The organism is Nocardia sp. NPDC058666 (assembly GCF_042714895.1).
In the GTDB taxonomy this organism is placed as follows: Bacteria; Actinomycetota; Actinomycetes; order Mycobacteriales; family Mycobacteriaceae; genus Nocardia.
Map to the genome: position 1 here is coordinate 699,236 of NZ_JBHXRY010000001.1, position 25,225 is coordinate 724,460.

Annotated in this window: 19 protein-coding genes; 8 read left to right on the top strand and 11 right to left on the bottom strand. The window is 66.2% G+C overall.

The window, feature by feature from the left end; all coding sequences use genetic code 11:
* The first annotated feature begins 8 nt into the window (after positions 1-8).
* From ACFWVD_RS03190 to ACFWVD_RS03200, 3 genes are read left to right on the top strand one after another with little or no spacing between them, the layout of a single operon-like run.
* Positions 9-1,655 (top strand): class I adenylate-forming enzyme family protein, encoded by a 1,647-nt coding sequence (locus ACFWVD_RS03190; RefSeq protein ID WP_379240267.1) that lies wholly within the window; start codon positions 9-11, stop codon positions 1,653-1,655.
* Positions 1,656-1,669: 14 nt separating this feature from the next.
* Complete coding sequence (locus tag ACFWVD_RS03195; RefSeq protein WP_379240268.1) at positions 1,670-3,409, top strand: amidohydrolase family protein; 1,740 nt, start codon at positions 1,670-1,672, stop codon at positions 3,407-3,409.
* Between the two features lie 31 nt (positions 3,410-3,440).
* Positions 3,441-3,839 (top strand): hypothetical protein, encoded by a 399-nt coding sequence (locus tag ACFWVD_RS03200; RefSeq protein ID WP_379240269.1) that lies wholly within the window; start codon positions 3,441-3,443, stop codon positions 3,837-3,839.
* Positions 3,840-3,846: 7 nt separating this feature from the next.
* On the opposite strand, the gene ACFWVD_RS03205 is transcribed toward ACFWVD_RS03200, so the two are convergent.
* The 5 genes from ACFWVD_RS03205 to ACFWVD_RS03225 form a co-directional block, all read right to left on the bottom strand.
* Complete coding sequence (locus ACFWVD_RS03205; RefSeq protein ID WP_379240270.1) at positions 3,847-4,506, bottom strand: maleylpyruvate isomerase family mycothiol-dependent enzyme; 660 nt, start codon at positions 4,504-4,506, stop codon at positions 3,847-3,849.
* 109 nt (positions 4,507-4,615) lie between these two features.
* Positions 4,616-5,371 (bottom strand): respiratory nitrate reductase subunit gamma, encoded by a 756-nt coding sequence (gene narI, locus ACFWVD_RS03210; protein ID WP_379240271.1) that lies wholly within the window; start codon positions 5,369-5,371, stop codon positions 4,616-4,618.
* Positions 5,368-6,048, bottom strand: a complete 681-nt coding sequence (gene narJ / locus ACFWVD_RS03215) for a nitrate reductase molybdenum cofactor assembly chaperone (protein WP_379240272.1) — start codon at positions 6,046-6,048, stop codon at positions 5,368-5,370. Before narJ ends, narI begins: the two co-directional genes overlap by 4 nt.
* Positions 6,045-7,724, bottom strand: a complete 1,680-nt coding sequence (gene narH / locus ACFWVD_RS03220; protein WP_379240273.1) for a nitrate reductase subunit beta — start codon at positions 7,722-7,724, stop codon at positions 6,045-6,047. The genes narJ and narH overlap by 4 nt, the downstream gene beginning before the upstream one ends.
* An 11-nt stretch (positions 7,725-7,735) precedes the next feature.
* Positions 7,736-11,443 (bottom strand): nitrate reductase subunit alpha, encoded by a 3,708-nt coding sequence (locus ACFWVD_RS03225; protein WP_379240274.1) that lies wholly within the window; start codon positions 11,441-11,443, stop codon positions 7,736-7,738.
* Between the two features lie 645 nt (positions 11,444-12,088).
* On the opposite strand from ACFWVD_RS03225, the gene ACFWVD_RS03230 reads away from it, so the two are divergent.
* Positions 12,089-12,814 (top strand): helix-turn-helix transcriptional regulator, encoded by a 726-nt coding sequence (locus ACFWVD_RS03230; protein ID WP_379240275.1) that lies wholly within the window; start codon positions 12,089-12,091, stop codon positions 12,812-12,814.
* On the opposite strand, the gene ACFWVD_RS03235 is transcribed toward ACFWVD_RS03230, so the two are convergent.
* Entirely contained in the window at positions 12,811-13,623 is an 813-nt protein-coding gene (locus tag ACFWVD_RS03235; protein ID WP_379240276.1) for an alpha/beta fold hydrolase, read from the bottom strand. The genes ACFWVD_RS03230 and ACFWVD_RS03235 overlap by 4 nt on opposite strands.
* A 191-nt stretch (positions 13,624-13,814) precedes the next feature.
* On the opposite strand from ACFWVD_RS03235, the gene ACFWVD_RS03240 reads away from it, so the two are divergent.
* Together ACFWVD_RS03240 and ACFWVD_RS03245 are read left to right on the top strand one after the other, a co-directional pair.
* On the top strand, positions 13,815-14,216 hold the full coding sequence (locus ACFWVD_RS03240; RefSeq protein ID WP_379240277.1) for a hypothetical protein: 402 nt from the start codon (positions 13,815-13,817) through the stop codon (positions 14,214-14,216).
* Positions 14,217-14,330: 114 nt separating this feature from the next.
* The gene (locus ACFWVD_RS03245; RefSeq protein ID WP_379240278.1) at positions 14,331-15,875 is read left to right on the top strand and encodes an alanine/glycine:cation symporter family protein; all 1,545 of its coding nucleotides are present in this window, start codon (positions 14,331-14,333) and stop codon (positions 15,873-15,875) included.
* Between the two features lie 44 nt (positions 15,876-15,919).
* Here ACFWVD_RS03245 and ACFWVD_RS03250 read toward each other — a convergent pair whose 3' ends face one another.
* The 5 genes from ACFWVD_RS03250 to ACFWVD_RS03270 all read right to left on the bottom strand — a co-directional run bounded on the left by ACFWVD_RS03250 (position 15,920) and on the right by ACFWVD_RS03270 (position 22,585).
* Positions 15,920-17,038, bottom strand: coding sequence for a hypothetical protein (locus ACFWVD_RS03250; protein ID WP_379240279.1), 1,119 nt, complete (start codon positions 17,036-17,038; stop codon positions 15,920-15,922).
* 9 nt (positions 17,039-17,047) lie between these two features.
* On the bottom strand, positions 17,048-17,734 hold the full coding sequence (mtnC, locus tag ACFWVD_RS03255; RefSeq protein ID WP_379240280.1) for an acireductone synthase: 687 nt from the start codon (positions 17,732-17,734) through the stop codon (positions 17,048-17,050).
* The gene (locus ACFWVD_RS03260; protein WP_379240281.1) at positions 17,731-18,300 is read right to left on the bottom strand and encodes an acireductone dioxygenase; all 570 of its coding nucleotides are present in this window, start codon (positions 18,298-18,300) and stop codon (positions 17,731-17,733) included. The genes mtnC and ACFWVD_RS03260 overlap by 4 nt, the downstream gene beginning before the upstream one ends.
* Positions 18,297-19,970, bottom strand: a complete 1,674-nt coding sequence (gene mtnA, locus ACFWVD_RS03265; protein ID WP_379240282.1) for an S-methyl-5-thioribose-1-phosphate isomerase — start codon at positions 19,968-19,970, stop codon at positions 18,297-18,299. The genes ACFWVD_RS03260 and mtnA overlap by 4 nt, the downstream gene beginning before the upstream one ends.
* 209 nt (positions 19,971-20,179) lie before the next feature.
* The gene (locus ACFWVD_RS03270; RefSeq protein ID WP_379240283.1) at positions 20,180-22,585 is read right to left on the bottom strand and encodes an arylsulfatase; all 2,406 of its coding nucleotides are present in this window, start codon (positions 22,583-22,585) and stop codon (positions 20,180-20,182) included.
* Positions 22,586-22,686: 101 nt separating this feature from the next.
* Here ACFWVD_RS03270 and ACFWVD_RS03275 point away from each other — a divergent pair, with 101 nt between their 5' ends.
* Positions 22,687-24,264 (top strand): ABC transporter substrate-binding protein, encoded by a 1,578-nt coding sequence (locus tag ACFWVD_RS03275; protein ID WP_379240284.1) that lies wholly within the window; start codon positions 22,687-22,689, stop codon positions 24,262-24,264.
* The gene (locus ACFWVD_RS03280; RefSeq protein ID WP_379240285.1) at positions 24,261-25,220 is read left to right on the top strand and encodes an ABC transporter permease; all 960 of its coding nucleotides are present in this window, start codon (positions 24,261-24,263) and stop codon (positions 25,218-25,220) included. Before ACFWVD_RS03275 ends, ACFWVD_RS03280 begins: the two co-directional genes overlap by 4 nt.
* Positions 25,221-25,225: the final 5 nt, after the last annotated feature.

A 25,225-nucleotide genomic window follows, 5' to 3' on the forward strand; every position in this document is an offset into this window, starting at 1 on the left:
AGAAGAACATGACCGAAGCTGTAGACCCGCAGGAATTCGTCGCCAAGGTCGCCGCGGGGCTGACCGCGCCGGGTGCGCCGTTCGAGATGACCGTGGAACCCGTTCTCGGCGTGCCGATTCCGGTGATGGCCCATCGTCGCGCCAACTTGCGCGAAGTGTTCGAGCACTCGCGCGAGTGGGGCGAGCGCGACTATCTCGTCACCGAGGATCGCCGGATCTCCTTCGCCGAGCACGCCTCCGCAGTGGGCGCGCTGGCCACCGCGCTGGCCGCCCGATACGGAGTCGGCAAGGGGGACCGAGTCGGCATCCTGGCTGCCAACGGCCCGGACTGGGTGATCGCGTTCTGGGCGGCGCAGTGTCTGGGTGCGATTCCGGTCGGATACAACGCGTGGTGGGCACCCCCGGAGGTCGCTTACGGAATCAGCCACACCACACCGAAAGTCGTGATCGCCGACGCGAAAAGGGCTGCGCTGCTGGTCGAGTCGGGTGCGGCGGTGTTGTCTATCGAGGACGACCTGCCCGCCCTGCTCGCCGAGTTCGCCGGTGCCGATATCCCGAATACCCCGTTGGGCGAGGACGATCCGGCCGTCATCCTCTACACCAGCGGCACCAGCGGCCGCCCCAAAGGCGTCGTGCACTCGCAGCGAAACTTGGTGGCGATCAGCGACTATCACCGCTTCACCGACGCGATGATGGCCGTGTTCATGGGCCAGTCACCCACCGCGGGCCCCAGCGACCGGCGCTACCTGGTCACCGCGCCGCTGTTCCACATCGCCAGCCTGCACAACCTGGTGATTCCGCGCCTGGCCACCGGTGCGGCGGTGGTGTTCCCCGACGGTGCGTTCGAGGTCGACCGGGTGTTGCGGCTGGTCGAGCGCGAGCGGGTCACCAACTGGGCCGCGGTGCCGACCATGGCCAGCAGAATGCTCGACCACGACGTGTCGCGGTACGACCTGTCCTCGCTGTCCGCGCTGTCGCTGAACTCCGCCCCGACCTCGCCCGACCTGCTCGAACAGCTGCGCGGTCACCTCGCCGGGGCAGGCCTGGCGCTCACCACCAGCTACGGCCTCACCGAGAGCGGCACCGCGGCCACGGTCGCGACCCCGCTGGATCTCGCGGTCGACCTGGCCTCGGTCGGCAGGCCCATCATCGGTGTCGCGGTGCAGATCCGCGACGAGCACGGTGCGGTGGTCGCCGACGGCACCGAAGGTGAGATCTGTATCCGCAGCCCGTACGTGATGCTCGGCTACTGGAACGACGAGACTGCCACCGCCGCCGCGATCGATGACGAACGATGGTTGCGCTCAGGTGATTTCGGCACCGTTTCGGACGGGCGCCTGACTGTCGCGGGCAGGCGCACCGATCTGATCCTGCGCGGCGGCGAGAACGTGTACCCCACCGAGATCGAGAACGTGCTCAGCACGCATCCCGCGGTCGACGATTGCGCGGTGTTCGGGGTCGCCCACGCCGATCTGGGTCAGGAGGTGGCGGCGGTGGTCGTCGCCGACCCGGGCACCGTGGACGCCGAGGAGCTGCGCGCGTTCGTCGCCGCCCGCCTGGCCTATTTCAAAGTCCCCAGCCGCTGGCGGATTTCCGCCGACGAGCTGCCACGCAACGCAACCGGTAAGGTCACTCGTCGCGAGCTCGCGATGTAAGAGGAGTCACTGACATGTTCGACAGCATCATCAAAGGCGGCCGGTGGTTCGACGGCACCGGCGCCCCGTCCGCGGTCCGTCACCTCGGTATCCGCGACGGCAAGGTTGCCGAAATCTCGGAGACCCCTCTCGACGAAACCGGTTGTGCCTGTGTCGTAGACGCCACCGACAAGTGGGTCATGCCGGGCATGATCGATATCCACACCCACTACGACATCGAGGTTCTGCTCGACCCGTCGCTGTCGGAATCGGTGCGCCACGGCGTGACCACCGTGCTGCTGGGTTCGTGCTCGCTGTCCACCGTGCACGTCGACGGCGAGACCGCCGGTGACCTGTTCGGCCGGGTCGAGGCCATCCCGCGCGAATTCGTGGTCGGCGCGATGAACGACGGCCAGACCTGGAGTACCGCAGGCGAATACATCGACGCGCTCGAGCAGTTGCCGCTGGGCCCGAACCTGGCCGGCTTCATCGGCCACTCCGACATCCGGGCCGCGGTGATGGGTCTGGACCGCGCCACCCGGGACGAGGTGAAGCCGTCCAAGGACGAACTCGCCGAGATCGAGCGGATGCTCGTCGACGCCCTCGATGCCGGCTTCGTCGGAATGTCCTCGCAGCAACTGATGTTCGACAAGCTCGACGGTGTGACCTGCCGTTCGCGCACCCTGCCCTCGACCTACGCGAAGAGCAAGGAACGGCACAAGCTCAATACGATCCTGCGCAAGCGCAACCGCGCACTGCAGGGCGGCCCCGACATCGCCAACCCCAAAAGCCTTGTCTCGATGGCTGTCTCGAGCATCGGCATCGGGCGCAAGCCGCTGAAGGTGAGCCTGCTGTCGGCCGCCGACGTGAAGGCGGTGCCCGGCGCGTCCAAGATGTTCCCCGCCGTCGGCAAGATCATCAACGGCCTCAACGGCAACTTCCGCTGGCAGCATCTGCCCGTCCCGTTCGAGGTGTACTCCGACGGCATCTCGCTGCCGGTGTTCGAGGAATTCGGTTCCGGCGCAGCGGCATTGCACCTGTCCGACCACATCGACGAGCAGCGCCACCTCATGCAGGACGAGGAATACCGTCGCGCGTTCCGCAAGGACTACGACAACAAGTACGGCCCCCGCGCCTGGCACCGCGACTTCTTCGACGCCGACATCGTCGCCTGCCCCGACGAGTCCGTCATCGGCAAGACCTTCGGCCAGGTCGGTGTCGACCGTGGCGGCGTGCACCCCGTCGACGCGTTCCTCGACCTGGTCGTCGAGCACGGCGACAAACTGCGCTGGCGCACAACGATTTCCAACCACCGCCCCGAGGTGGCCGACATTCTCGCCGCCGACCCGTCGGTCCAGCTCGGCTTCTCCGACGCGGGCGCGCACCTGCGCAACATGGCCTTCTACAACTTCGGCCTGCGCCTGCTGCGCCGCGTGAAGGACGCCGCGAACACCGAAAAGCCGTTCATGACAGTCGAACACGCGATCCACCGCCTCACCGGCGAACTCGCCGACTGGTACGGCCTGGACACCGGCCACCTGCGCGTGGGCGACCGCGCCGACGCCGTGGTCATCGACCCCGCCCACCTCGACGAAACCCTCGACGCGTACGCCGAGGATCCGATCAAGGTGTTCGGCAACCTGTCCCGCATGGTCAACCGCAACGACGAGACGGTCACCGCGGTCTTCGTCAACGGACGCTTTGTCTTCGGCGAGGGCGAAGCCGATCCGGCCCTGGGCACCGAACGAGTGGGCGCCTTCCTGCGCTCGCAGTAGGAACCGGTCCGTACTCTCACCTGATGACCGGTTGGCGGCCGATCTGAACTGGTCGGCCGCCGCCCGCCCATCAGCGAAGGGACTCGACATGTCGGACGCCAAGAAGATCGCCTGGGGCAAGCCACGCCACCCCACCGACGCCGACCGTGACGCCCTGCGCGAAGACCTGCTCACCAGGGCTCGCGCCGTCCGCGCCGACGGCTGGGCCGACTACCGCACCGAATGGCCCGCCGGCCAGGTCGCCGTGGTCGCCTACATCCTCGGTGACGCCGAAGTACTCGCGGAGTTCGAAGAGAACGAGGGCACAGTCCTGAGCCGCTACGCCGCCGACCTGTTCGGATTCATCAAGGGCCGCAAGGACATCGAGGCAGGCCTGGTCGGCACCCAGGCATGGTTCGAGACAGCGCGTAAGGCGCTGGGCAAGTCGTAGGTGGCACTCACGAGGCGAGGATGCGGTCGCGAAGGGTAGCTGCGCCCGGCCCAGTGAGGTCATCGCAATAGGCCACCCGCCCCGCCATCGCCATGGTCAGCGCCAGCGTCGTGCCACTGACCAGCGGCCCCGCTCCCGTGGCGAACGGCCCATCGGTCGCCTCGACCCGCAGGTCCTTGATCAGGGTGCGGCTGGGAACGGTGAAGTCGCGACTGGCGTAGAACTCAGCCGCCGCGGTCGTGGCTTCGATCGACGGTGTACGGGTCAACCCGAGCGGACGACGGATGTCCTGACCATGCACGATAACCTCACCCAGCCACGCCGCCGTATGCCCCGACGCCGCGACCGTGCTGGGAACGATCGCCGTGAACATCGCGAGCGTCTGCGCCGGCGTCACCCCGAGATACTGAGCCTTCCGCCGCTCATTGTGCTTGTCGAAGTCGAACCGAGCAGCCAACACACTGGCGATCCACCGCACCCGACCCACACTCGCCGCCGCCGTGAGATGAGCGACCACATCCTCCACCGTCCACGCCCCACACAACGACGCCCGCCCCCACTGCTCGTCGTCGAGACCGCCGAGGTCATCGGCCAGCGCCGCACGCTCGGCACGCGCCAACTCCCACAGCGCATCACGGGGTAGTTCACGGGCAGACTGTTCAGGCACGACGACCTCCGATTCGGGCACCGGCAGCTCCCGGAACGCGACGGTGCCACCTCGACGCTCCGTAATGAAGACGGATCGGCCCCCACAAACTCATCGGTGCCGGCGCCAACTACCACTTGTCGGGAGTCACCGGTGCGTCCCAAGCCTTGGCGAAACGGGTCTTGTCCTTGGTGTCGACTTCCTTGCGCCGGTAGACGATGTACGGGCGGGTCAGGTAGCCGATGGGGGCGCTGAACATGTGGACCAGGCGGGTGTAGGGCCAGGCGAAGACCAGGGCGAGTACGACCAGGCCGTGGAGTTGGAAGGTCCACGGGACGCCGACCATCAGGCCCGGTTCGGGGTTGATGGAGAACAGGCTGCGGAACCAGGGGGACACGGTGGTGCGGTAGTTGTAGGTGCCCCACAACAGGTTGGAGCCCCAGGTGTTGAGCAGGCCGGTGACCAGCGCGAGGGTGAGCAGCGTGTACATCATGACGTCGTTGCGGCTGGTGTTCTTGCGCACGGCGGGGATGACGATGCGGCGGTAGCACAGGATCGCCACGCCCGCGACGACCATCAGGCCCGCGATCGAGCCCGCGCCCACGGCGACGAGGTGGTAGGCGTGTTCGGAGATTCCCAGTGCGGCAGTCCAGGATTCGGGGATCAGCAGACCCATCACGTGCCCGCCGAACACGCCGAGCATGCCGAAGTGGAACAGCGGGCTGCCCAGCTGCAGCAGCTTGGACTCGTAGATCTGCGAGGAGCGGGTGGTCCAGCCGAACTGGTCGAAGCGGTAGCGCCAGACATGGCCCAGCACAAAGGAAGTCGCCGCGATGTAGGGCAGGATCAGCCAAAGGCCTTCGGGCAGGGGGATTGTGGCGTTCATCGGCGGCCTTCCGCGGCGTCGAAGAGAGCAGGGTCCATGGCGTAGGGCTCGAGGCCGACTTCTTCCTCGGGTGGGCCCTGCGCGGCGAGTTCGGCGATGCGGCGACGGTCGGCGGTGGTGACCGGGGGCAGTGTGGACAGCACCGCGCCGAGCACGCCGCTGTAGGGAGAGTTGTTGTCGCCCAGCGACAGTCGCAGCAGCTCCATCACCGGCACGTGTTCGCCGAGTAGACGCTCGCCGCCGATCGGGTCGATGGTGGCGGCGAATTCCAACAGCACCGGCAGGTGGTCGGGCAGTTCCTCGTCGCCGAGTTCTACTCCGGCCTGGCGGTAGGCGTGCTTGAAGCGCAGTAGCGCCATGCCGCGTTTGCGGGTGTCACCGAACGCGTAGAACGTCAGGTGGAGGCTGGCGCGGCGGCGCATGTCGAAGGTTTCGACATAGCTCTGCGCCGCTTCGATCGCCGGGGTGTCGCGCAGGTAAGTGAGGATCTCGGCGAAGTACGCTTGTACTTCGTCGGGCAATTGTGCTGCGGCGCCGGACAACTGGTCCAGCATCGCCAGGGTCTTCTCGCCGGGGTAGTCGAGCAGGAACGCGGCCAGTCGCCACACGACGAGTCGGTCGTGCTCGGGCATGGCCGTCACCGGTTGGGGCCGTTTGCGAATCGACAGCAGGCTCATGGCGCGACACCGCTCACGGGCGAGTCGGTAACGGCAGCGCCGTTGCTGCCGTTGCCGTTACCGGCGCCGTTGCCGGTCTCCTCGGTGCCGTTCGTGGTCGGCACGAGTCCGCTGGTGCTGCGCCCGTCCCAGTTGAGCAGGTTGATTCGGCCCGACTTCTCCTCGGGCGCAGCCTGGTTCACGTCCGACAATGAGAACTTCTCGACCACCTGGTCGAACGCGGTCATGCCGGGTCCGCCGTCGGTGTCGAGACTGCACCCGGTGGCCAACGAATCCAGTTCGTGCGCTTTGGATGTCGCGCCCATCGGGATCACGTACCGGTGTTCGTACTTGGCGATGGCCAGCAGCCGGTACATCGCCTCGATCTCCTCGGGTTCCAGCCCGATCGACGGTGCGATATGCGGCTCGGGCTCCTCGCCGAGGTTGACCGAACGCATGAACGCACGCATCCCGGCCAACCGCTGCAGCGACGAGCGCACCGGCCCGATCTCGCCGGCGGTGAACAGTTCGGCCAGATATTCCAAGGGAATACGCAGCGCGTCGATGGCACCGAACAGGTTGCGCACGTCTTCGCCGTCGTGGCCGGTCTCGCTGAGCACGTCCACCACCGGCGACAGCGGCGGCACGTACCAAACCATCGGCATCGTCCGGTATTCCGGGTGCAGCGGCAGCGCCAACTGGTAGTCCACGATCAACTTGTAGACCGGCGAATCCTGTGCGGCCTGAATCCAATCCGACGAGATGCCCGCCTTCTCGGCTTCGGCGATCACGCGCGGATCATGCGGATTGAGGAACACGCCCAGCTGTGAGGTGTACAGGTCCTGCGGGTCGGTGACCTGGGCCGCGTCGAGCACCGCGTCGGCGTCGTAGAGCATCACGCCGATGTAGCGCAGCCGTCCGACACAGGTTTCCGAGCACACGGTCGGGATGCCGACCTCCACGCGCGGGTAGCAGAAAGTACATTTCTCCGCCTTGCCCGTCTTGTGGTTGAAGTAGATCTTCTTGTACGGGCAGCCGGTGATGCACTGCCGCCAACCACGGCATTTGTCCTGGTCGACGAGCACGATGCCGTCTTCCTCGCGCTTGTAGATCGCGCCGGAGGGGCACGCCGCGGCACACGAGGGGTTCAGGCAGTGCTCGCAGATGCGCGGCAGGTAGAACATGAAGGTCTCTTCGAACTCCAGTTTCACCTTGTTCTCGAGCTTGCCGAGAATGGGGTCCTTGCCGACCTGCTCGGGGCCGGAACCCAGGTCGTCGTCCCAGTTCGCACCCCAGGTGACCTTGGTGTCCTCGCCGGTGATCAGCGACTTGGGCCGCGCCACCGGAGTGGTGTCCATGGGCGGCGACGACAGCAGATTGTCGTAGTCGTAGCTCCACGGCTCGTAGTAGTCCGCGACCGTGGGCAGATCCGGGTTGGCGAAGATGTTCATCAGGCGCTTGAACCGCGAGCCGGACTTCAGGGTCAGCTTGCCGCGCTTGTTGAGCGTCCAGCCGCCCTTCCACTTCTCCTGGTCCTCGTACTGACGCGGATAACCCTGTCCCGGACGGGTTTCCACGTTGTTGAACCAAACGTATTCCGTGCCACCACGATTGGTCCATGCCTGCTTGCAGGTGACCGAGCAGGTGTGGCAGCCGATGCACTTGTCGAGGTTCATGACCATCGCAAGTTGAGCCATTACGCGCATGGTTAGTACTCCACGTTCTGGTTGCGGCGACGGATAGTCGTGACCTCGTCACGCTGATTTCCGGTGGGGCCGTGGTAGTTCAGGGCGAAGGACTGCTGGGCGTAGCCGCCGATCAGGTGCGAGGGCTTGATCAGCACGCGGGTCAGCGCGTTGTGGATGCCGCCGCGCTTGCCCTTGGCTTCGGGGGTGGTGTCCTCGGCGCCTTCGATGCGCGGCACGTCGACCGCGCGGTCCTGAGCGTGGTACATGAAGACCGTGCCCTCGGGCATACGGTGCGAGACGATCGCGCGGGCCACGACGACACCGTTGCGATTGATCGCTTCGATCCAATCGTTGTCCGCCACACCGATTTTCTTCGCGTCGACGTCGGACATCCAGATCGTCTGACCGCCGCGCGACAGCGTGAGCATGTGCAGGTTGTCCTGGTAGGCCGAGTGGATCGACCACTTGGAGTGCGGGGTCAGGTAGCGCACGGTCAGCCCGTTGCCGCTCACGTTGCCGATGCTGGGCTCCGCGAACAGCGCCGACATGTCAAGTGGCGGACGGAAGATCGGCAACTGCTCGCCGAGTTCGATCATCCAGTCGTGGTCGAGGTAGAAGTGCTGGCGACCGGTGAGGGTGTGCCAGGGCTTGAGCCGCTCGACATTGATGGTGAACGGCGAGTACCGGCGGCCACCGGCTTCCGAGCCGGACCATTCCGCCGAGGTGATCACCGGGACCGGACGAGCCTGGGTATCGGCGAACGTAATCCGTTTACCCTCAGCCTCTTTCGCGAGGTCGACGAGTTCGGTGCCCGTGCGCCTTTCTAGCGCCTCGAACCCTTCGACCGCGAGACGGCCGTTGGTAGTGCCCGAGAGCGACAGAATCGCCTCGGCGGCGTGGGTGTCCTTGGCCAGCGAGGGCCGACCCGCCGCGATGCCGGACACGATCGTGCCGTTCTGCCCGGCCAGGTACGCCACTTCCTCCTCGGGGAAGGTGGTCACACCCTTGGTCGTGAGACCCAGCTTCTCCACCAGGGGTCCGAGCGCGGCCAACTTCTCCGCGATCTTGGTGTAGTCGCGTTCGATCTCCACGATCTTGGGCATGGTCTTGCCCGGAATCGGTTCGCACTCACCGGCTTTCCAGTCCAGCACCTTTCCGCCGGCCTGTGCGAGGGCGTCAGGCGAGTCGTGCTGCAACGGCACCGCGACGATGTCTTTGCGTGTGCCCAAATGCTTTTCGGCCAGCCAGGAGAATCCGCGCGCGATCCGGTGGAACGCCTCGAAGTCGGTCTTGGCTTCCCACGGCGGGGAGATCGCGGGGGAGAACGCGTGCACGAAGGGGTGCATGTCGGTCGAGGACAGGTCGTGCTTCTCGTACCAGGTCGCGGCGGGCAGCACGATGTCGGCGAACAGGGTGGTGCTGGTCATCCGGAAGTCCAGTGCGAGCAGCAGATCCAGCTTGCCCTCGGCCCCTTCCTCCCGCCATTCCAGTTCCTGCGGACGCACGCCGGTGGCGTCGGTGGTCTGCAGGTTGGAGCCACAGCCCAGCAGGTGCTTCTGGAAGTACTCGTTGCCCTTGCCCGACGAACCGAGCAGGTTCGCGCGCCACACCGTCAGCACGCGCGGGAAGTTCTCGGGCGCGTCGGGGTCTTCGCAGGCGAACCGCAGCTCACCGGACTTCAACCCGTCCACGACATGCTCGGCCGGGGTCTTTCCGGCTTCGGCGGCTTCGTCGGCGAGGTCGAGGGGGTTGCGGTTGAACGTCGGGTAGCTCGGCATCCAGCCCAGACGGCTGGCGAGGGCGATGTTGTCGGCGGCGGTGCGACCGGCGAACTTGCCCTTACCGAGGGGCGACGCGAACGAGTCCGAGGTGAACGGGTCGTAGCGCCACTGGTCATTGGTCAGGTACCAGAACACGGTGCCCTGCATCTGACGCGGCGGCCGCTGCCAATCTGAAGCGGAAGCCAAAGTGGCCCAACCGGTTACGGGACGGCACTTCTCCTGGCCGACGTAATGGGCCCAGCCGCCACCGTTCTTGCCCTGGCAGCCGGTGAGCAGCGTCAGTGTGAAGAAGGCACGGTAGATCTGATCGGAGTGGAACCAGTGGTTGGTGCCCGCGCCCATCAGAATCATCGAGCGACCGCCGGAACGCTCTGCGTTGTCAGCGAATTCGCGTCCGATGCGCGCGGCCTGCACGGCCGGAACGCCGGTGATGCGCTCCTGCCACGCCGGGGTGTACGGGGAGTCCGCGTCGTCGTAACCCTTGGCCCACTCACCCGGCAGCCCGTCACGGCCCAGGCCGTACTGCGCAAGCAGCAAGTCGAATACCGTCGTGACACGTTTGCCCGCAACGGTTTTCGTCGGCACACCACGCAGGATCGACCCGGCGACATCGGTGTCGAAACGGGGCAGCGCGATGGTGGCAGGCGCCTCGTCGGTGTGGCCGAGCAGGGTCAGCAGCGGATCGATGCCCTCGAGGTCGAGGTTCCACTTGCCCGCGTCGGCCTCGTTGAACCGGTGCCCCAGAGAACCGTTGGGCACCACCGGGTTTCCGTCCTGATCCAGCAGAACCGGCTTGTGTTCGGCGTTCTCGTCGGTGTGGCCCAGATCGGCCGCGGTGAGGAACTTGCCGGGCAGTGCGCCTTCTTGATCCGCCGTCTCGTCGAGGCAGATCAGGTACGGCAGGTCGGTGTAGGACTTGATGTAGTCGGTGAACATCGGAGTCTGCTTCTCGAGGAAGAACTCCTTGAGCACCACGTGCCCCATCGACATCGCCAGTGCCGCATCGGTTCCCGGGTTCGCCGCCACCCACTCGTCGGCGAACTTGGTGTTGTCGGCGTAGTCGGGGGAGACCACCACGACCTTCTGGCCGCGGTACCGCGCCTCGGTCATGTAGTGCGCGTCGGGGGTCCGGGTCACCGGGACATTGGAGCCCCACATGATCAGGTAACCCGCGTCGAACCAGTCCGCGGACTCGGGCACGTCGGTCTGATCACCGAACACCTGCGGCGAGGCCACCGGCAGGTCGGCGTACCAGTCGTAGAACGACAGCATGTAACCGCCGATCAGCGACACGAAACGCGCGCCGGTGGCATGGCTGACCATCGACATCGCGGGGATCGGCGAGAAGCCGGCCACCCGGTCGGGTCCGTACTGCTTGATCGTGTAAACGTGTGCGGCAGCGGCGATCTCGGCGGCTTCCCACCATTCGGCGCGTACGAACCCGCCCTTGCCGCGCGCGGTCTTGTAGGCCTTGGCCTTGACCGGATCCTCGACGATCGACTCCCAGGCCAGCACCGGATCCTTGAGCTCGGCCTTGGCCTTGCGGTACAGGTCCAGCAGCGTCCCGCGCACATACGGGTAGCGCACCCGGGCGGGGGAGTAGGTGTACCAGGAGAACGAGGCGCCGCGAGGGCAGCCGCGCGGCTCGTACTCGGGCTTGTCCGAACCCACCGACGGGTAATCGGTCTGCTGCGACTCCCAGGTGATCACGCCGTCCTTGACGTAGATCTTCCACGAGCACGAACCCGTGCAGTTCACCCCGTGCGTGGAGCGCACCACCTTGTCGTGCGACCAGCGATCCCGGTAGAACTCGTCGGCATCGCGACCACCGACCTTGTGGATCGACCGGTTGTCCGCGGACACCTCGCCGCGCTGGAAGTACTTACCGAGGTTCAGCAGTGTGTCGCCGAAATCGGGCGACGGACCTTGCGTGCGCGTATTAACCACGACGCCCCCTTCGAGCTGTGAAATCGGGCTGTTGGGGAAACAGTAAGGAGGCCGAGGTCGTGGGCAAAACGAACTTTTCACATCCGGATTCGGGCCCGTGTGAGCTGTGAGGTGGGCGAAATGTACTGGTCACGGGGGAGGTGACCAGCGTCATCGACGATCGGAGCCCCACCAGCGTGAACGAGCCTGCAACGGCGCGAACGGCCACGACGCGGGTCGGCTCGGCGGGTCGACGGTGATGCTTCGGAAACGACGGGTTCTCCCGCGGTTTACATTTGTTTACACACCTGGCGTGCCCACTGAACAGCGCGGATGTGACGCCGCGCACAAGTATGGTGGGGCGGCCGGATCGTGTCGGCCGTCGGCGGTGGGCAGTGTAGTCGAGGCGAAAACAATAGAATTCGAGATCGATCTATATCGTTCTGTGTCAATATGATTGGTGACCGGCGGCACAGTTGCCTGTCGTTAACTACCCAATGTTCACGCTCGGTAATATAAAGAAACGGCATCTTTTCCGTTTTGCTATTGGATCGTGGTTGAAGCGTCATCCAGGATGAAGTCATGCAGACAGGGAGGGCAGGGGTGCTACCGAAAACTTCGTCCGAGGGACCCGACGGTCCACCGCGACCGCCGACACTGGGTGGATTGCTGCGGCGACTGCGCGACGACCGGCATATTTCCCGGGAGAAGTTGGCATTCGCCGCGGGAGTGAGTTCCAGCTACATCACCCACTTGGAAAGCGGCGACCGTGAGCGGCCCACACGCGCGGTGATCGACGCGCTGGTGCGCTACCTGGACCGCATTTCGCCGGTCAGCGATATCGAACGCAGACACCTGCTCGATCTGGCCGGACTCGCCCCGATCGACAATCCCTCGGTGCAGGATTTGCGTGCGGAAATCACCGATGACATGCGTCGCACCCTGACACTGCAGGAACCCAATCTGGCGGCTTACGTCGACACTCGCTGGAATGTGCTGACAGGCAACGAAACCTACGCTCGCGCGTTTCCCGGCCTGATCGACGATGTGAATATTCTGCGGTGGTTCTTCGGTAACCCGCTGTCGCGCGAGGTGATGGTCGAGTGGGAGAAGGAATCCACGCTCACCGTGAACTGGTTGCGCGGGCTGATCGGTCAGCAGGCGGGCGGCGACTGGGCCGCGGAACTGCTCGAGGAGTTGGCGCAGTACCGCGACTTCCGCCGTATCTGGGACTCGGGCGACACCGCCTACGGCCGCGAACACACGGCCATGCGCCTGCGTGACCAGCACACCGGCGAGCACTACACCGTCGACGTCCAGCTGTTCCGCCTGGATTCCGTGGCCTACCCCGGCCGCATCCAGTACTACCTGGGCGTGCGCGGCCCCGCCTAGGCCGCCGCCCGCTCCGCGCACCGGGCCACCAGGCCTTTCACTGCCGCGCCCACCTGCTCGGGGTGGGTCAGCGCGCATCCGTGACCGCCGCCGGTCACCGTGACCACGGCACCCGCGTTGTGTAGTCCCGCCGCCAGGTGCGCGCACTTGTCGGCGGTGCTGTTGTGGTCGTGTTCGCCGCGCAGAACCAGTGCGGGAGCGGTGATTTCGCCCAGTCGCCCCAGCACGCAGTCGCGGCCGATCAGGCAGTCGGCGGCCGGGCGGATCGCGCTCCGGTCGCCGGCGAGCCAGCGGTCGATCCACGGCTGCCAGGCGCGCGGATCATCGCCGCCGATCAATTGCGGTGCGAGATTCTCCGCCAGCGGCGCCAATTCGCCCGTCCCGCACCAGGTGTCGAAGAAATCCTCGTAGTAGTTTTCGTCGGCCCTGGTGCACGCACCGGCTTCGGTATCCAGCAGCGCCAATCCGGTGACTCGCTGCGGCGCGAGCAGCGCCATGCGCAAGGCGACGTATCCGCCCTGGCTCATGCCGCCGACGATCGCGGTCTCGATGCCCAGCGAATCCAACACCCGCAGACCGTCTTCGGCGAGATCCCAATAATCGAAACGAGGGTCGGTGCCGTATCCCGTGCGTCCGTGTCCGCGGGCATCCCACGTCACAATGTTGATGTCGGTGTGCGCCAAGACACTTCGCAGGGGATCGAACATGGATTGGTCCATGAGGAACCCGTGCGCGAGCAGCAGGGTGGGGCCACCGACGTCGCCGGTGCGGAAATGGATATCGACCGAATCAGAGTGCGCGAAGGGCATTGTCGAAACATACAAACTCGGCCGCGGAAAATCGACAGTCCGACAACAATGCGATACCGCCGGTTCGGTGGATTCACTGGCGAGTGGGGGTACCTCACAGGGGTTTGCTGAAATGCGTTCAGCTATGGACAAATACATTCATCGGCGATGAGATCGGAGACGTACCGAAATTCGGGCAGGAAAGGTCGGCCATGCACACCGTTACCCTGGACCACTGGACCGAACTCCGCGCGGCGCTGGAGGGTTTGTTGCTGCACGACGCGATCGGCATGGACGCGAAGATGCGGCACGCCGTCGCCGCGGTTGTTCACCTGACCGTCGACACCCCGCACGGCCCGCCCGAGGACGCCGAGGAATTCCTCGGCAGGTTCGACGCGTCGTGGCTGGTGGCCTCGTGGTTGGGGCACGACACCGAGTTGTCGCTGATCGCGACCCTGTGCGCGGGCGAGATCCCGGCGCTGTCGTGGTGCGAGCTGATGTTCACCACCACCCTGGCGCCGTGGTCCACCGCACCGGTCGCGGTGCACGCGCGGCGAGTGTTCGCTCCGATGCAGCGGGGCAGGTTGGGCGCAGTCGCCGCCCACGTGGGTTGAATCCTGGGTGATCAATAGTTTCGCTAACAAGAACGTAACGGGTACAGCTACCCGACCGTTACTCGGCGTGCGATTATGTCTCCCGACCGCGTTACCGTTAGGGAGCAAAAACAAGTGTCTGAGTTCTTGACCACGATCAACGGGTACATCTGGAGTGACTCGCTGATCTATCTGTGTTTGGCCGCAGGTTTGTACTTCTCGATCCGGACCAGATTCGTGCAGTTGCGCGAGATCCCGGAGATGATCCGGCTGCTGATCAACGGGGAAAAGTCCAGCTCCGGCGTCTCGTCGTTCCAGGCACTGGCCATGTCGCTGTCGGGCCGGATCGGTACCGGCAATATCGCCGGCGTCGCGACCGCGATCGCGTTCGGTGGCCCCGGCGCACTGTTCTGGATGTGGGTGGTGGCGTTCCTCGGCGCGTCCACTTCCTACGTCGAATGCACGCTGGGTCAGATCTACAAGACCCGCGACAGCATCACCGGTGAGTACCGCGGCGGCCCCGCGTACTACTTCAGCAAAGCCATGGCACACACCAAGGCCGCGCCGCTGTTCAAGGTGTACGGCGTGCTGTTCGCCGCGGTCACCGTGCTGGCCTGTGGTCTGCTGATGCCCAGTGTGCAGTCCAACTCGATGACCGCCGCGATGCACCAGGCCTGGGGCCTGTCGGAGTGGGTCATCGCCGTGGGCACCGTGATCGTGCTCGCCTTCGTGATCATCGGCGGCGTGAAGCGCATCGCCGCGTTCGCGTCGGTGGTCGTGCCGTTCATGGCCGTGGCCTACATCCTGATCGCCATGGTGATCGTGTTCGCCAACGCGGGCCAGATTCCGGAAATCCTCTCCCTGATCTTCCGTAGCGCGCTCGGCCTCGACTCCGCGTTCGGCGCGATCGTGGGCTCCGCGGTGATGTGGGGCGTCAAGCGTGGCGTCTACTCCAACGAGGCAGGCCAGGGCACCGGCCCGCACTCCGCGGCCGCCGCCGAGGTCTCGCACCCCGCCAAGCAGGGCCTGGTCCAGGCCTTCGCCGTGTACATCGACACCCTGTTCGTGTGCACCGCCACCGGTTTCCTGATCCTGTCCACCGGCGCCTACCGGGTCTTCGACGGTGAATCCGCCGACGGCGCGATCCTGCACGACGGCGGCGCGCTCCCGTCCGACGTCGCCGTGGGCCCCGCCTACGCGCAAACCGCGGTCGACACCCTCTGGGGCGGCTTCGGTTCCACCTTCGTCGCGATCTCGCTGGCGTTCTTCTGCCTGACCACGATCATCGCCTACTACTACATGGCCGACACCAACGTCCGATTCCTGCTCGGCAAGAAGGCCGCCACCCCCGTCCCGTTCCTGCGCGGCACCGTCGGCAGCAACACCACCCTGGTCCTACAGGCCCTGATCCTGACCTCGGTCGCCGCGGGCGCGGTCTCCACCGCCAGCGACGCCTGGGCACTGGGCGACGTCGGCGTCGGCCTGATGGCGTGGCTCAACATCATCGGCATCCTGATCATCCAGCAGCCCGCCTTCAAGGCCCTGCGCGATTTCGAACGCCAGAAGAAGGAAGGGAAGGACCCGGTCTTCAACTCCAAGAAGCTGGGCATCCCGAACGCCACGTTCTGGGAGACCTACCAGCCCGAGTCCGAACGGGACAAGGAGTCGGTCTCGTCCTGATCGTTGATCGTCGAGGTCCGGTCGACCCCGGACCTCGGCGAGGCCTACCGCTCGACGAGGGTAACGCCGAGGTCGCGCAAGCGGGGAAGGACTTCTGGCGGAAACAACGCTCTCGGCAGGACCATCGGTGCGGCGCCGTAGTGCACGACCGAACAGTCTGCGTGCAGGACCACCTTGGTGACCAGCGAATACGGCACGCGCAGTTGGAAGGTGTGCCCGGCCAGCACGACCGCGTCAGTGCCGAACTGCGCCGCCAGCCCGCTCGCTACCGGCAGCATTCCTTGGTACTGGCGCAAGGCGTTGTCCGACGGATGACGCATCCAAAACCGAATCGTCAACCCGCACAGGGATGCGACCACCAACGCCGTCAGCGCACCGCGGACTCCGTATTCCAGTGCGCCGAGCACACCGGCCTCCGCCAGCATGAAGGCGAGGGCGACCGGAGTCCACGCTCGCCGCCACGGCTGCAGGCGGCGAGCGACGGTTAGTCGGTGTGCGGTATCGGCGGCGATCACCGTGTGGACTTGCGGGTGGGGGAGTCGAGGAAGCGGTGGCAGCGGGGCCGGGACGTCTGTGGGCTCGGAGTCGATGAGCCGACGTAGTCGCGCGAGCAGCGCGTCGGGGAACAGCGCCCGCGGTAGGGCGACGTGCCGGTTGTCGAAACTCAGGGTGACGACGTGGCGCGCAGCCGTGACGGATCGCAGACGGTCGTAGCCGATACGGGTGCGCGACGCACTCTCCGCCAAGTCGAGTGCGTCGGCGCCGAGCGTGATGGCGCAACTGCCCGTCGTGACATCGGACCGCGACACGCTCCGGAACTGTCGATGGAGCGAAAAGTACGTGATGACCAGTACATACGCGACGATCGCACCCTGAAACATCACGATCGTTTTCCAGGGCAGGTTCAACCAGAGCAGCGCGATCGTGCAGGCCGGCACTGCGATCGCGAGGAAGATCCCGATGAATCGTGGCGCCGCCCGGAGAGCATTGTGGCGGGCGAGTTGTGCCGCTGTGTCCGGCGTCAACGCGACGGTCGCGTCGGGGACGTCGAGGCCCGGGATCTCGGGTGCGGGCTGGGTGAATGGGTCGATGTCGGGCTGCGCTGTGGTCGGCGGATTCGTCGGTTGCGGGGCGGATTCGAGGCTTTGCCCCTGGTCGTTCATGGAAGCAGACTAAACGGTCATCTCGACGTCGGCGAACGTGCTCACCCAGTGGTGGGGCGGGCGTGCCGGGTTGGGCTCGCCGGGGCGTCGGACGCCGACTACCTGCCAGCCTGCGGCGACCGCGGCGTCGAGTTCGTCGGGGTGGTCGGACAGGAACAGGATGTGCTCCGGCGGGGTGGCGATGCGTTCGGCGATGCGGTCGTAGGACTTGGGGTCGCGTTTGGGGCCCGCGGTGACCAGGTCGAAGTGGTCTTCGATCAGCCCGGAGAGGTCGCCGGGTTCGGCGTAGGTGAACCAATCTCGTTGATTGCGTTCGGAACCCGAGGAGTAGACATAGAGGTGCAGGCCTTGGGTGTGCCAGGTTTTCAGGGCGGGGGGGACGTCTTCGAAGAAGCGGCCGTGCAGGGCACCTGCTCGGAAACCTTGGGCGCAGATTGCTCCCTGGGCGGCCTTCAACGGTTCGGCTTTGATGTCGGAATGTAGCCAGCTGGTGAGGATTTCGGCTATTCGGACGGTGTCGGCGGTGGGTTCTTCGGCCAGTTCGCGGGTGGTGGCGATGACCGATTGTGCTGCGCCGTCGGCGTTTTCGGCCAGCCACTGGGGTAGGTGCTGTTCGGTGTAGCCGTAGAGGTCGGTGCGGACGGCGTCGGTGGGGCTGGTGGTGCCCTCGATGTCCACGACGATGGCGCGGATCATGCGAGCAGCTCGTCGAGGGTCGGGAAGCCGGCGCTGATCTTGTCCCCGGTGAAGTCGCCGATCCAGCCGTCGGCTTCCTCGAAGAAACGCAGGGCGATGAAATCGGGGCGGGTGCCCATGTCGAACCAGTGCAGGGTGCCCGCGGGGACCGAGAGCAGGTCGCCCGCTTCGCAGACCGTCGCCAGGACGGCGTCGTCTACGTGCAGGTAGAAGCAGCCTCGACCGGCGGCGAAGAAGCGGACCTCGTCTTCGGCGTGGCGGTGTTCGTCGAGGAATTTGGCGCGCGCGCCCGCGGCGGTGGTCGGCCAGTCCGGGTCGGTGTCGTCGGGGTGGATGCGCGCGACGTCGATGTGCCGGTACCGGCCCGACGCGTTGAGCTCGGCGATCCGCGGGGCGTAGTGCGCGAGCAGGGTGTCGGAATCGGTGGTGGCGGCGTCGGGCAGCACGTCCCAGTGCGAGTAGGCGATGCCGTGTCGGGCCAGCTCGGCGGCGATCTCGGTGGGGTCGGTGGTGCGCACGCGGACGTTCGCGGCGTTGTCGGCGGCCATCACTTGCAGCAGGGTCATCGTGATCCGATCTCGAGAGGCGAGGCGTGCGTGCGGCCGGTGCGGGTGATCAACTCGCACAGGGCTTCCAGGCATTCGGCGCGGTCGCGCGCCTGAGCCAGAGTGTCGCCCCAGGTGGTGATCCCGTGGGCGGTGATGAACAGAATCGGTGGGGCGTCAGGGTTTTCGCGCAGGTAGGTCTCGATGTCGGTGCCGATGCGGGGGACGTGCGGCCAGTTCGGGAAGACCGGGATCTCGAGCGTCGACGGGTCGGCCAGGCCGAAGCCTTTGAGTAGTTCGAAACCGTTGATGCGCAAGGTGGTTACTGAATCTTGTGCGGCGGTCGTAGCGAGGGTGGTGGCGAAGGGGGAGTGGACGTGCACGACCGCGCCTGCGGGGCGAGTGCGGTAGACGGCGGTGTGAATGCTGGTCTCCGCGGAGGGTTTCCGGCTTTGCCCGGGGCGTGCGGTGGTGTCCTCGATGGAAACGAGCACCGTATCGCGTTCGCTCAGTTCACCTTTGGACAATCCGCTGGCGGTGATGAGGGCATCGTCGTCGATGCGCACCGAGATATTGCCCGCGGTGCCGGGCATCCAGCCGCGCCCATACAGTTGGCGTGCGGTAGCGGCGATCGCCTGCCCTTGCTCGGTGAAACGCTGTTCGGCGCTGACATCCGAATTCCGGTACACCACACCGTTTTCCGTGACAACGGCCGTCACCAGCTCGGTCGGTGTCACGTCGAAGGCCGGGTTGAATACCGCGGTGCCTGCCGGTGCGGTCTCGACCCCGCCGAACCCGGTGACCTCGGCGGCCGCGCGCTGTTCCACCACGATCTGCGCGCCGGTCGCCATCGCGGTGTCGCGGGTGGACTCGGGCGCGACCACGATGAACGGAATGCCGTGGTGGCGGGCGGCCAGCGCCAGCGCGAACGTGCCGATCTTGTTGGCGACGTCGCCGTTGGCGGTGATCCGATCCGCGCCGACCAGCACCGCGTCGACCTGGCCGGTCGCCATCGCCCAGGCGGCGGCGGAGTCGATGGTCAGTCGATGCGGGATGCCTGCTTCGGCCAACTCCCACGCGGTGAGTCGGGCGCCCTGCAGCAGCGGGCGGGTCTCGTCGACCAGCACGTCCTCGACGGCACCGCGCTGGTGCAGCACCCGGATCGCGCCGATCGCGGTGCCGACCGCGCTGGTGGCCAGGCGGCCGGTGTTGCAGTGGGTGAGCAGGCGCAACGGGCGGTCGCCGCACAGCTGTTGCACCAGGTCGGCGGCGTGGGTGGCGGCGGCGAGGTTGACTCGCCCGTCCTCGGCGAGCATGTCCAGGGTCTCGGCCAGCACCGCGTCGGCACCCTCGGCGATCCGGGCGCGCACCCGGTCGACGGCCCACGCGAGGTTGACCGCCGTCGGTCGAGCCGCGGCAATCCGATCGGCCTCGGCGTGGACCGCGGCCACGTGGGGCATCGCGTTGGTCGGATCCGCTGCGTCATCGCGCGTATGGGCCCTGGTCGCGATGACCACGCCGAACGCCCCCGCGATGCCGATCGCCGGCGCCCCGCGGATGGCGAGGGTGGTGATCGCGTCGATGATCTCGTCGACGGTGCGCAGGCGCAGTTCGCGGACCTCGTGCGGCAGTCCGCGCTGGTCGATGGTCACGAGCGCACCGTCGTCCCAGATCAGGGAACTGTCGTCCATCGGAGGTCCTCACTGCGCGGTAATTCTGGCTGGTAGACGGTATCCGACCTGGTCATCGTGGTGTGCCGGGGGGCTGCGCTGAGCACGTGCTGTTCGCGCACGGCGAGTCCCGTGGCAACCGGCGTAATCACGCAATTCGCACGTTCTCAGTCAGTTTTCTGACTGGAAAGCGTCGTTGTGCGTGATTACGCCGGTCGGATCGCGATCGGTCATTCCGCGGCGTACTCGGCCTCGCGCTCCACCGCGTCGATCGTGCGCTGCGGGACCCGGATCGGTCCGGGCGTGTAGGTGATCGCCCGCAGCGCGCCGGTGTAGCGGAACGGCCCCCGGCGTTCGCGCAGATCCCACGAGACCGGGCCGCGTGCGTCGACGCCCACCGAGATCCCGGTCCACGGCGCCATCCCGACCAGTTGCACCTGATCGGTGAGTTCGGCCAGCGGCGTGCCGTCGACCTCGATGGTGAAGTCCCAGCGCAGGTGCGGCGCGACCGTGGCACGCACCCTGATCTCGCGCGTGCCGAGAGGCAGCGGCACCCCGACCGACGCGTACCGGCCGTAGCTGTTCACGCCGAGCACCACCTCCCCGTCCTCGACGTACAGCACGTACCCGCCCAGCGGATCGCCGTGTGCGACCAGTACACCTTCGTCGCCGGGTCGATAGCCCTCCTGAGCTGCGACTACCGGCGTTGGACCGTTGTCGCTGGGCGGTGAGGCGATGTGCGGGCTGCGGATGTCGGACGAGCTGGCGGAACGTGTGCCGGTGAGGTCTGCGGTAATGGTGAAGTCGCGGTAGGCGATCAGCCGTTGCGAGCGGTAGCGCTCGAGGGTGGGCGTGCCGGGCAGCAGCCGAACCGGGGCGGCGAACCGAGCTTCCTCCGGGCGGCGACGGAAAAGGTCGGCGCGGGTGAGCAGTGGGAAAACCGTGTTGGCCCAAGCAGATTCGTCCCAAGCGGCGGCCAGCTCGGCAGCTTTCTCCGGAAACTGCGCCGAAAGATCGTGCAGCTCCGTGGGATCGGCGCGCACGTCGAACAGTTGCCAGTTCGGTGCGTCGAGCGCATCTCCGTCCTCGTGCAACGACAGCAACTTCCACCCGTCGCGGTAGAACCCACGGTGGCCGGTCATCTCCGAATACTGCTCGGTGTGCAGGGTCGGCGCGGCGGGATCACGCAGCAGCGCGGCGGCGGAGACACCGTCGAAATCCTTGGCAGGCAGACCATTACGCACGGTCGGCCGGTTCAAGCCCGCGAGTTCGAGCAGCGTCGGCGCGAGATCGGTGACATACGCGTACTCGTGACGGATTCCGGCGTCAGCCTCGGTGCGCGGCAACCCTTTCGGCCACGACACCACCAGCGGCACCCGAACCCCACCGGCGAACGTCTGCCCCTTGTAGAACCGGAACGGCGTATTCGACGCCTGCCCCCACCCACGCGGATAGTGCACCCCCAGCTTCGCGGTGCCGATCAACTCCTCGTCGACCGGGATGTCGCTGATCCATTCGGGATCATCCACCTGAGGGAACGCGGCGAAGTACGACCGCGTGCCCTCCGGCCCACCTTCGGCCGTGCCACCGTTGTCGGACGTGAACACGATGATGGTGTTGTCGAGTTCGCCGAGGTCCTCGAGCAGATCCACGATGCGGCCCACGCTCTGGTCGATGCTGTCGACCATGCCCGCGTACACCTCCATGTACTTGGCATACCGCCGCTGCTCGTCATCGGTCAGCGAATCCCATTCCGCCGCTTCATAACCCGGCTCGGTATTGCGCGGCTTCTGCTGCGTACCCGGCGGAAACAGTCCCTGCGCCAACTGTTGCGCGAAGCGACGCCTGCGCACCTCATCCCACCCATCGGCGTAGCGCCCGCGATACTTGGCCTGATCCTGCGCCTTGGCCTGCAGTGGACCGTGCATCGCCACATGGGCGAAGTACAGGAAGAACGGCTTCTCGGCATCGTGCGCGCGCAGGTCCTTGATGTACGACAGGGCCTTGTCGGTGAGATCGTCGGTGAGGTAATAGCCCTCGGGATACTCCTCGACATCGACCACCGAACTGTCCGACACCAGCTGATTGGGGTAGTAGAAGGAGTTCAAACCCTCCAGCGACCCGTAGTAACGGTCGAACCCACGTTGCGTCGGCCAGGAGTCCCGATTCGCTGACGGGTTCATCGTGGCATCGCGCACCAGATGCCACTTGCCCACGGCATAGGTGGCATAGCCGTTGTCGCGCAAGATCTCCGGCAATGTGAGCACATCATCGGCCAGTTCCAGCCGCAGACCGGGGTATCCGGGATCGGCATTGGCGACGAACCCGAAACCCGCACGGTGCGAATTGATTCCGGTCAGCAGCGCCGCACGCGAGGGCGAGCACAGCGGGGTCGTGTGATAGTTCGACAGTCGAACACCGTGCGCCGCAAGTCGATCCAGTGTCGGGGTCTCGATCTCCGAACCGAACGGCCCGATATCGCTGTAACCCATGTCGTCCACGAGCACCACGACAATGTTGGGCGCACCGGCGGGCGCGGTCGGCGGGTAGGTCCATTCGGGCGTGGATCCTTCGGATGTGCGACCGACCGAGCCGCCGAAGGATTCGTAACCGCGAGCATGAGATGGAACAGGCATGGTCGCAGTAAAGGCGACATATCCGCTGGTCACCAGGGTTAAGTGCACGCTGCGTCGAATCGGTGACCGCTACGCCGCGACTTGTTAGCGTCACTGCCGTGATGAGCTCTACTCGTGGCGGCCTCGACCGTCGTAACTTCCTACGCACCAGCGGTATTGCCGCGGCGGCTATTTTCGGCGGTGCGGCATTGGCTGCGTGCACCTCGGCGGTGTCGGAGCAAAAAGGTGGGGGCGACGATGCGACACCGGTGCGCGGTGGCACCTTGAAGGTGGCCATCAACGCCGACCTGGTCCCCGCGAACATCCTCACCAACACCACCACCGCGGTCTCGTCGGTCGTCGGTCTGGTCTACGAGTCGTTGATCCGCTACCCCAACGACAAGCTGGAACCCCAACCGCTGCTGGCGAAATCGTGGCAGTTGGCACCCGACGCCCGCTCGATCAGCCTCGACCTGCGTGACGACGTCACCTTCCACTCCGGTCGCCCGTTCACCGCCAAAGATGTCGAGTTCTCCCTGCGCACCTATGCCGACGCCAAGTGGTCGGGTCAGCTGCGCAGCACCGCCGCCGCGGTGACCGGCTTCGACATCGTCTCGCCCACCCGCATCGTGCTGACCCTGGACAACCCGGTCAACAACATCTTCGACCTGCTCGACACGGTCCCGATCCTGGACAGCGAGACCATCGACCAGCTCGGTACCGGCGACACCTATATCGGCACCGGTCCGTTCAAATATGTGCGGCGAGTGCCCAATTCGCAGTTGATCTTCGAGAAGAACCCGGCCTACCACGTGCCGGATCGGCCCTACCTCGATCGCGTCGAACTCACCGTCATCACCGACCGGCAGGCGCAGTTGAACGCGCTGAAATCCGGCCAGGTCGCCGCGGCCATCGATCTGGACTACCGCGACGCCGAGAATCTCGGCAAGGACGGCTACCAGGTGGTCAACCTCGAGGGCGCCGAACTGCAGACCTACGTGGGGGTCAATGTGACCGAACCCGCGCTGGCCGATGTTCGGGTCCGTCAGGCTATCGCCTTCGCGCTGGATCGGGAACGGATCGTCGCCGAGGTCTTCCGCGGTGCGGGCTATCCGCTGAATGTGCCGTGGCCCAAGGGTTCTCCCGCCTACGACGAGACCCGCAACACCAAGTACACCCGCAATGTCGCCAAGGCGAAGGAGCTGCTGGGCCAAGGCCCCAAGCCGCCGAAGCTACCGCTGACCTTCCCGCCCGGCTACGGCGCGACCGCGCAGATCGTGCAGGCCAACCTCGCCGAGATCGGTATCGAGACCGAGCTCGACCCGGTCGACGCCGCCACCTTCGTCAAGCAGCTCACCGGTCAGCAGTTCCGCGCGCTGTGGATCACCGACCACTCGTGGGCCCAGTTCGTGCCGTCGACGCTGACCGCGAGCGCCTATCCGTTCAACGCGCGACGCAACTCCTCGCGCTATGACTCGCCCGCCTATCTCGCCGCCGCCGACGCGGCGTGGCGCCAGCCTCGAGGCACCGGCCCCGACGCCGAGCGCACCTACCAGGCGCTCACCGACCAGCTGCTGGAAGGGCTGTTCCTCATCGAGATCGGGGTGCGCTACCTGCAGTACTCGGCCGCGGGCAAGGTGCACGGTCTGAGCTGGACCAAGCGCCGCGAAGCCGTGTTCACCGACACCTTCCTGTCATGACCGGGTACCTGCTGCGCCGGCTGCCGTCGGCGCTGGTGGTGTTGTTCGCGGCGTCGGTGCTGATCTTCCTGCTGCTGCGGCTGGTCCCCGGCGACCCGGCGACCATCCTGGCCGGCAACGACGCGACGCCGGACTCGATCGCCGCGATCCGGCATCAGCTCGGCCTCGACCGTTCGATCCCCGTGCAATACCTGAGCTGGCTCGCCGACGTGTTCACCCTCGATCTCGGCCGGTCGTACATGATCGGCGGCGAGATCGCCGAGCTGGTCGGGCGGGGGCTGAGCAACACCCTCGCGCTCACCGGCACCGCGCTGCTGCAGGCCGTGGTGCTGAGCGTGTCGGTGTCGGTCGTCTCGGTGCTGTGGCCGAATCGCTGGCTCAGCACGGTCGTGGCCGCGGCGAACACGATCGCGGTCGCGCTGCCGACGTTCGTGGTCGGGCCGCTGTTGGTGTTGGTGTTCGCGGTCGCCCTTCCGGTGCTGCCCGCCGGTGGCGTGCCGCCGGACGGGTTCATCGCGCGCCCCGACATCGCGGTGCAGTATCTGCTGCTGCCCGCGATCTGCCTGGCGCTGCCGGTAGCCGCTGCGCTGACTCGCTTCCTCACCGAAGCGCTGCGCACCGAACTCACCAAACCCTATGTGCTGACGGCACGTTCGCTGGGCGTGCCGCATCGCGAGATCGTCACCCGCGGCGCGTTGCGCAACGCGCTGCCGACCATGCTCACGGTGCTCGGCCTGCAGACCGGTCACCTGCTCGGCGGCGCCGTGCTGGTGGAGGCGGTGTTCGTGTGGCCGGGAATCGGACAGCTCATCGAACAGGGCATCAGCCGTCGCGACTACCCGCTCGTGCAGGTGCTGTTGCTGCTGTCGGTGGCGGTGTTCGTGCTGATCCAGCTGATCACCGACATCGCCCATGCCTGGTTGGACCCGCGGATCCGGATCGGAGGACGAGCATGACCCGG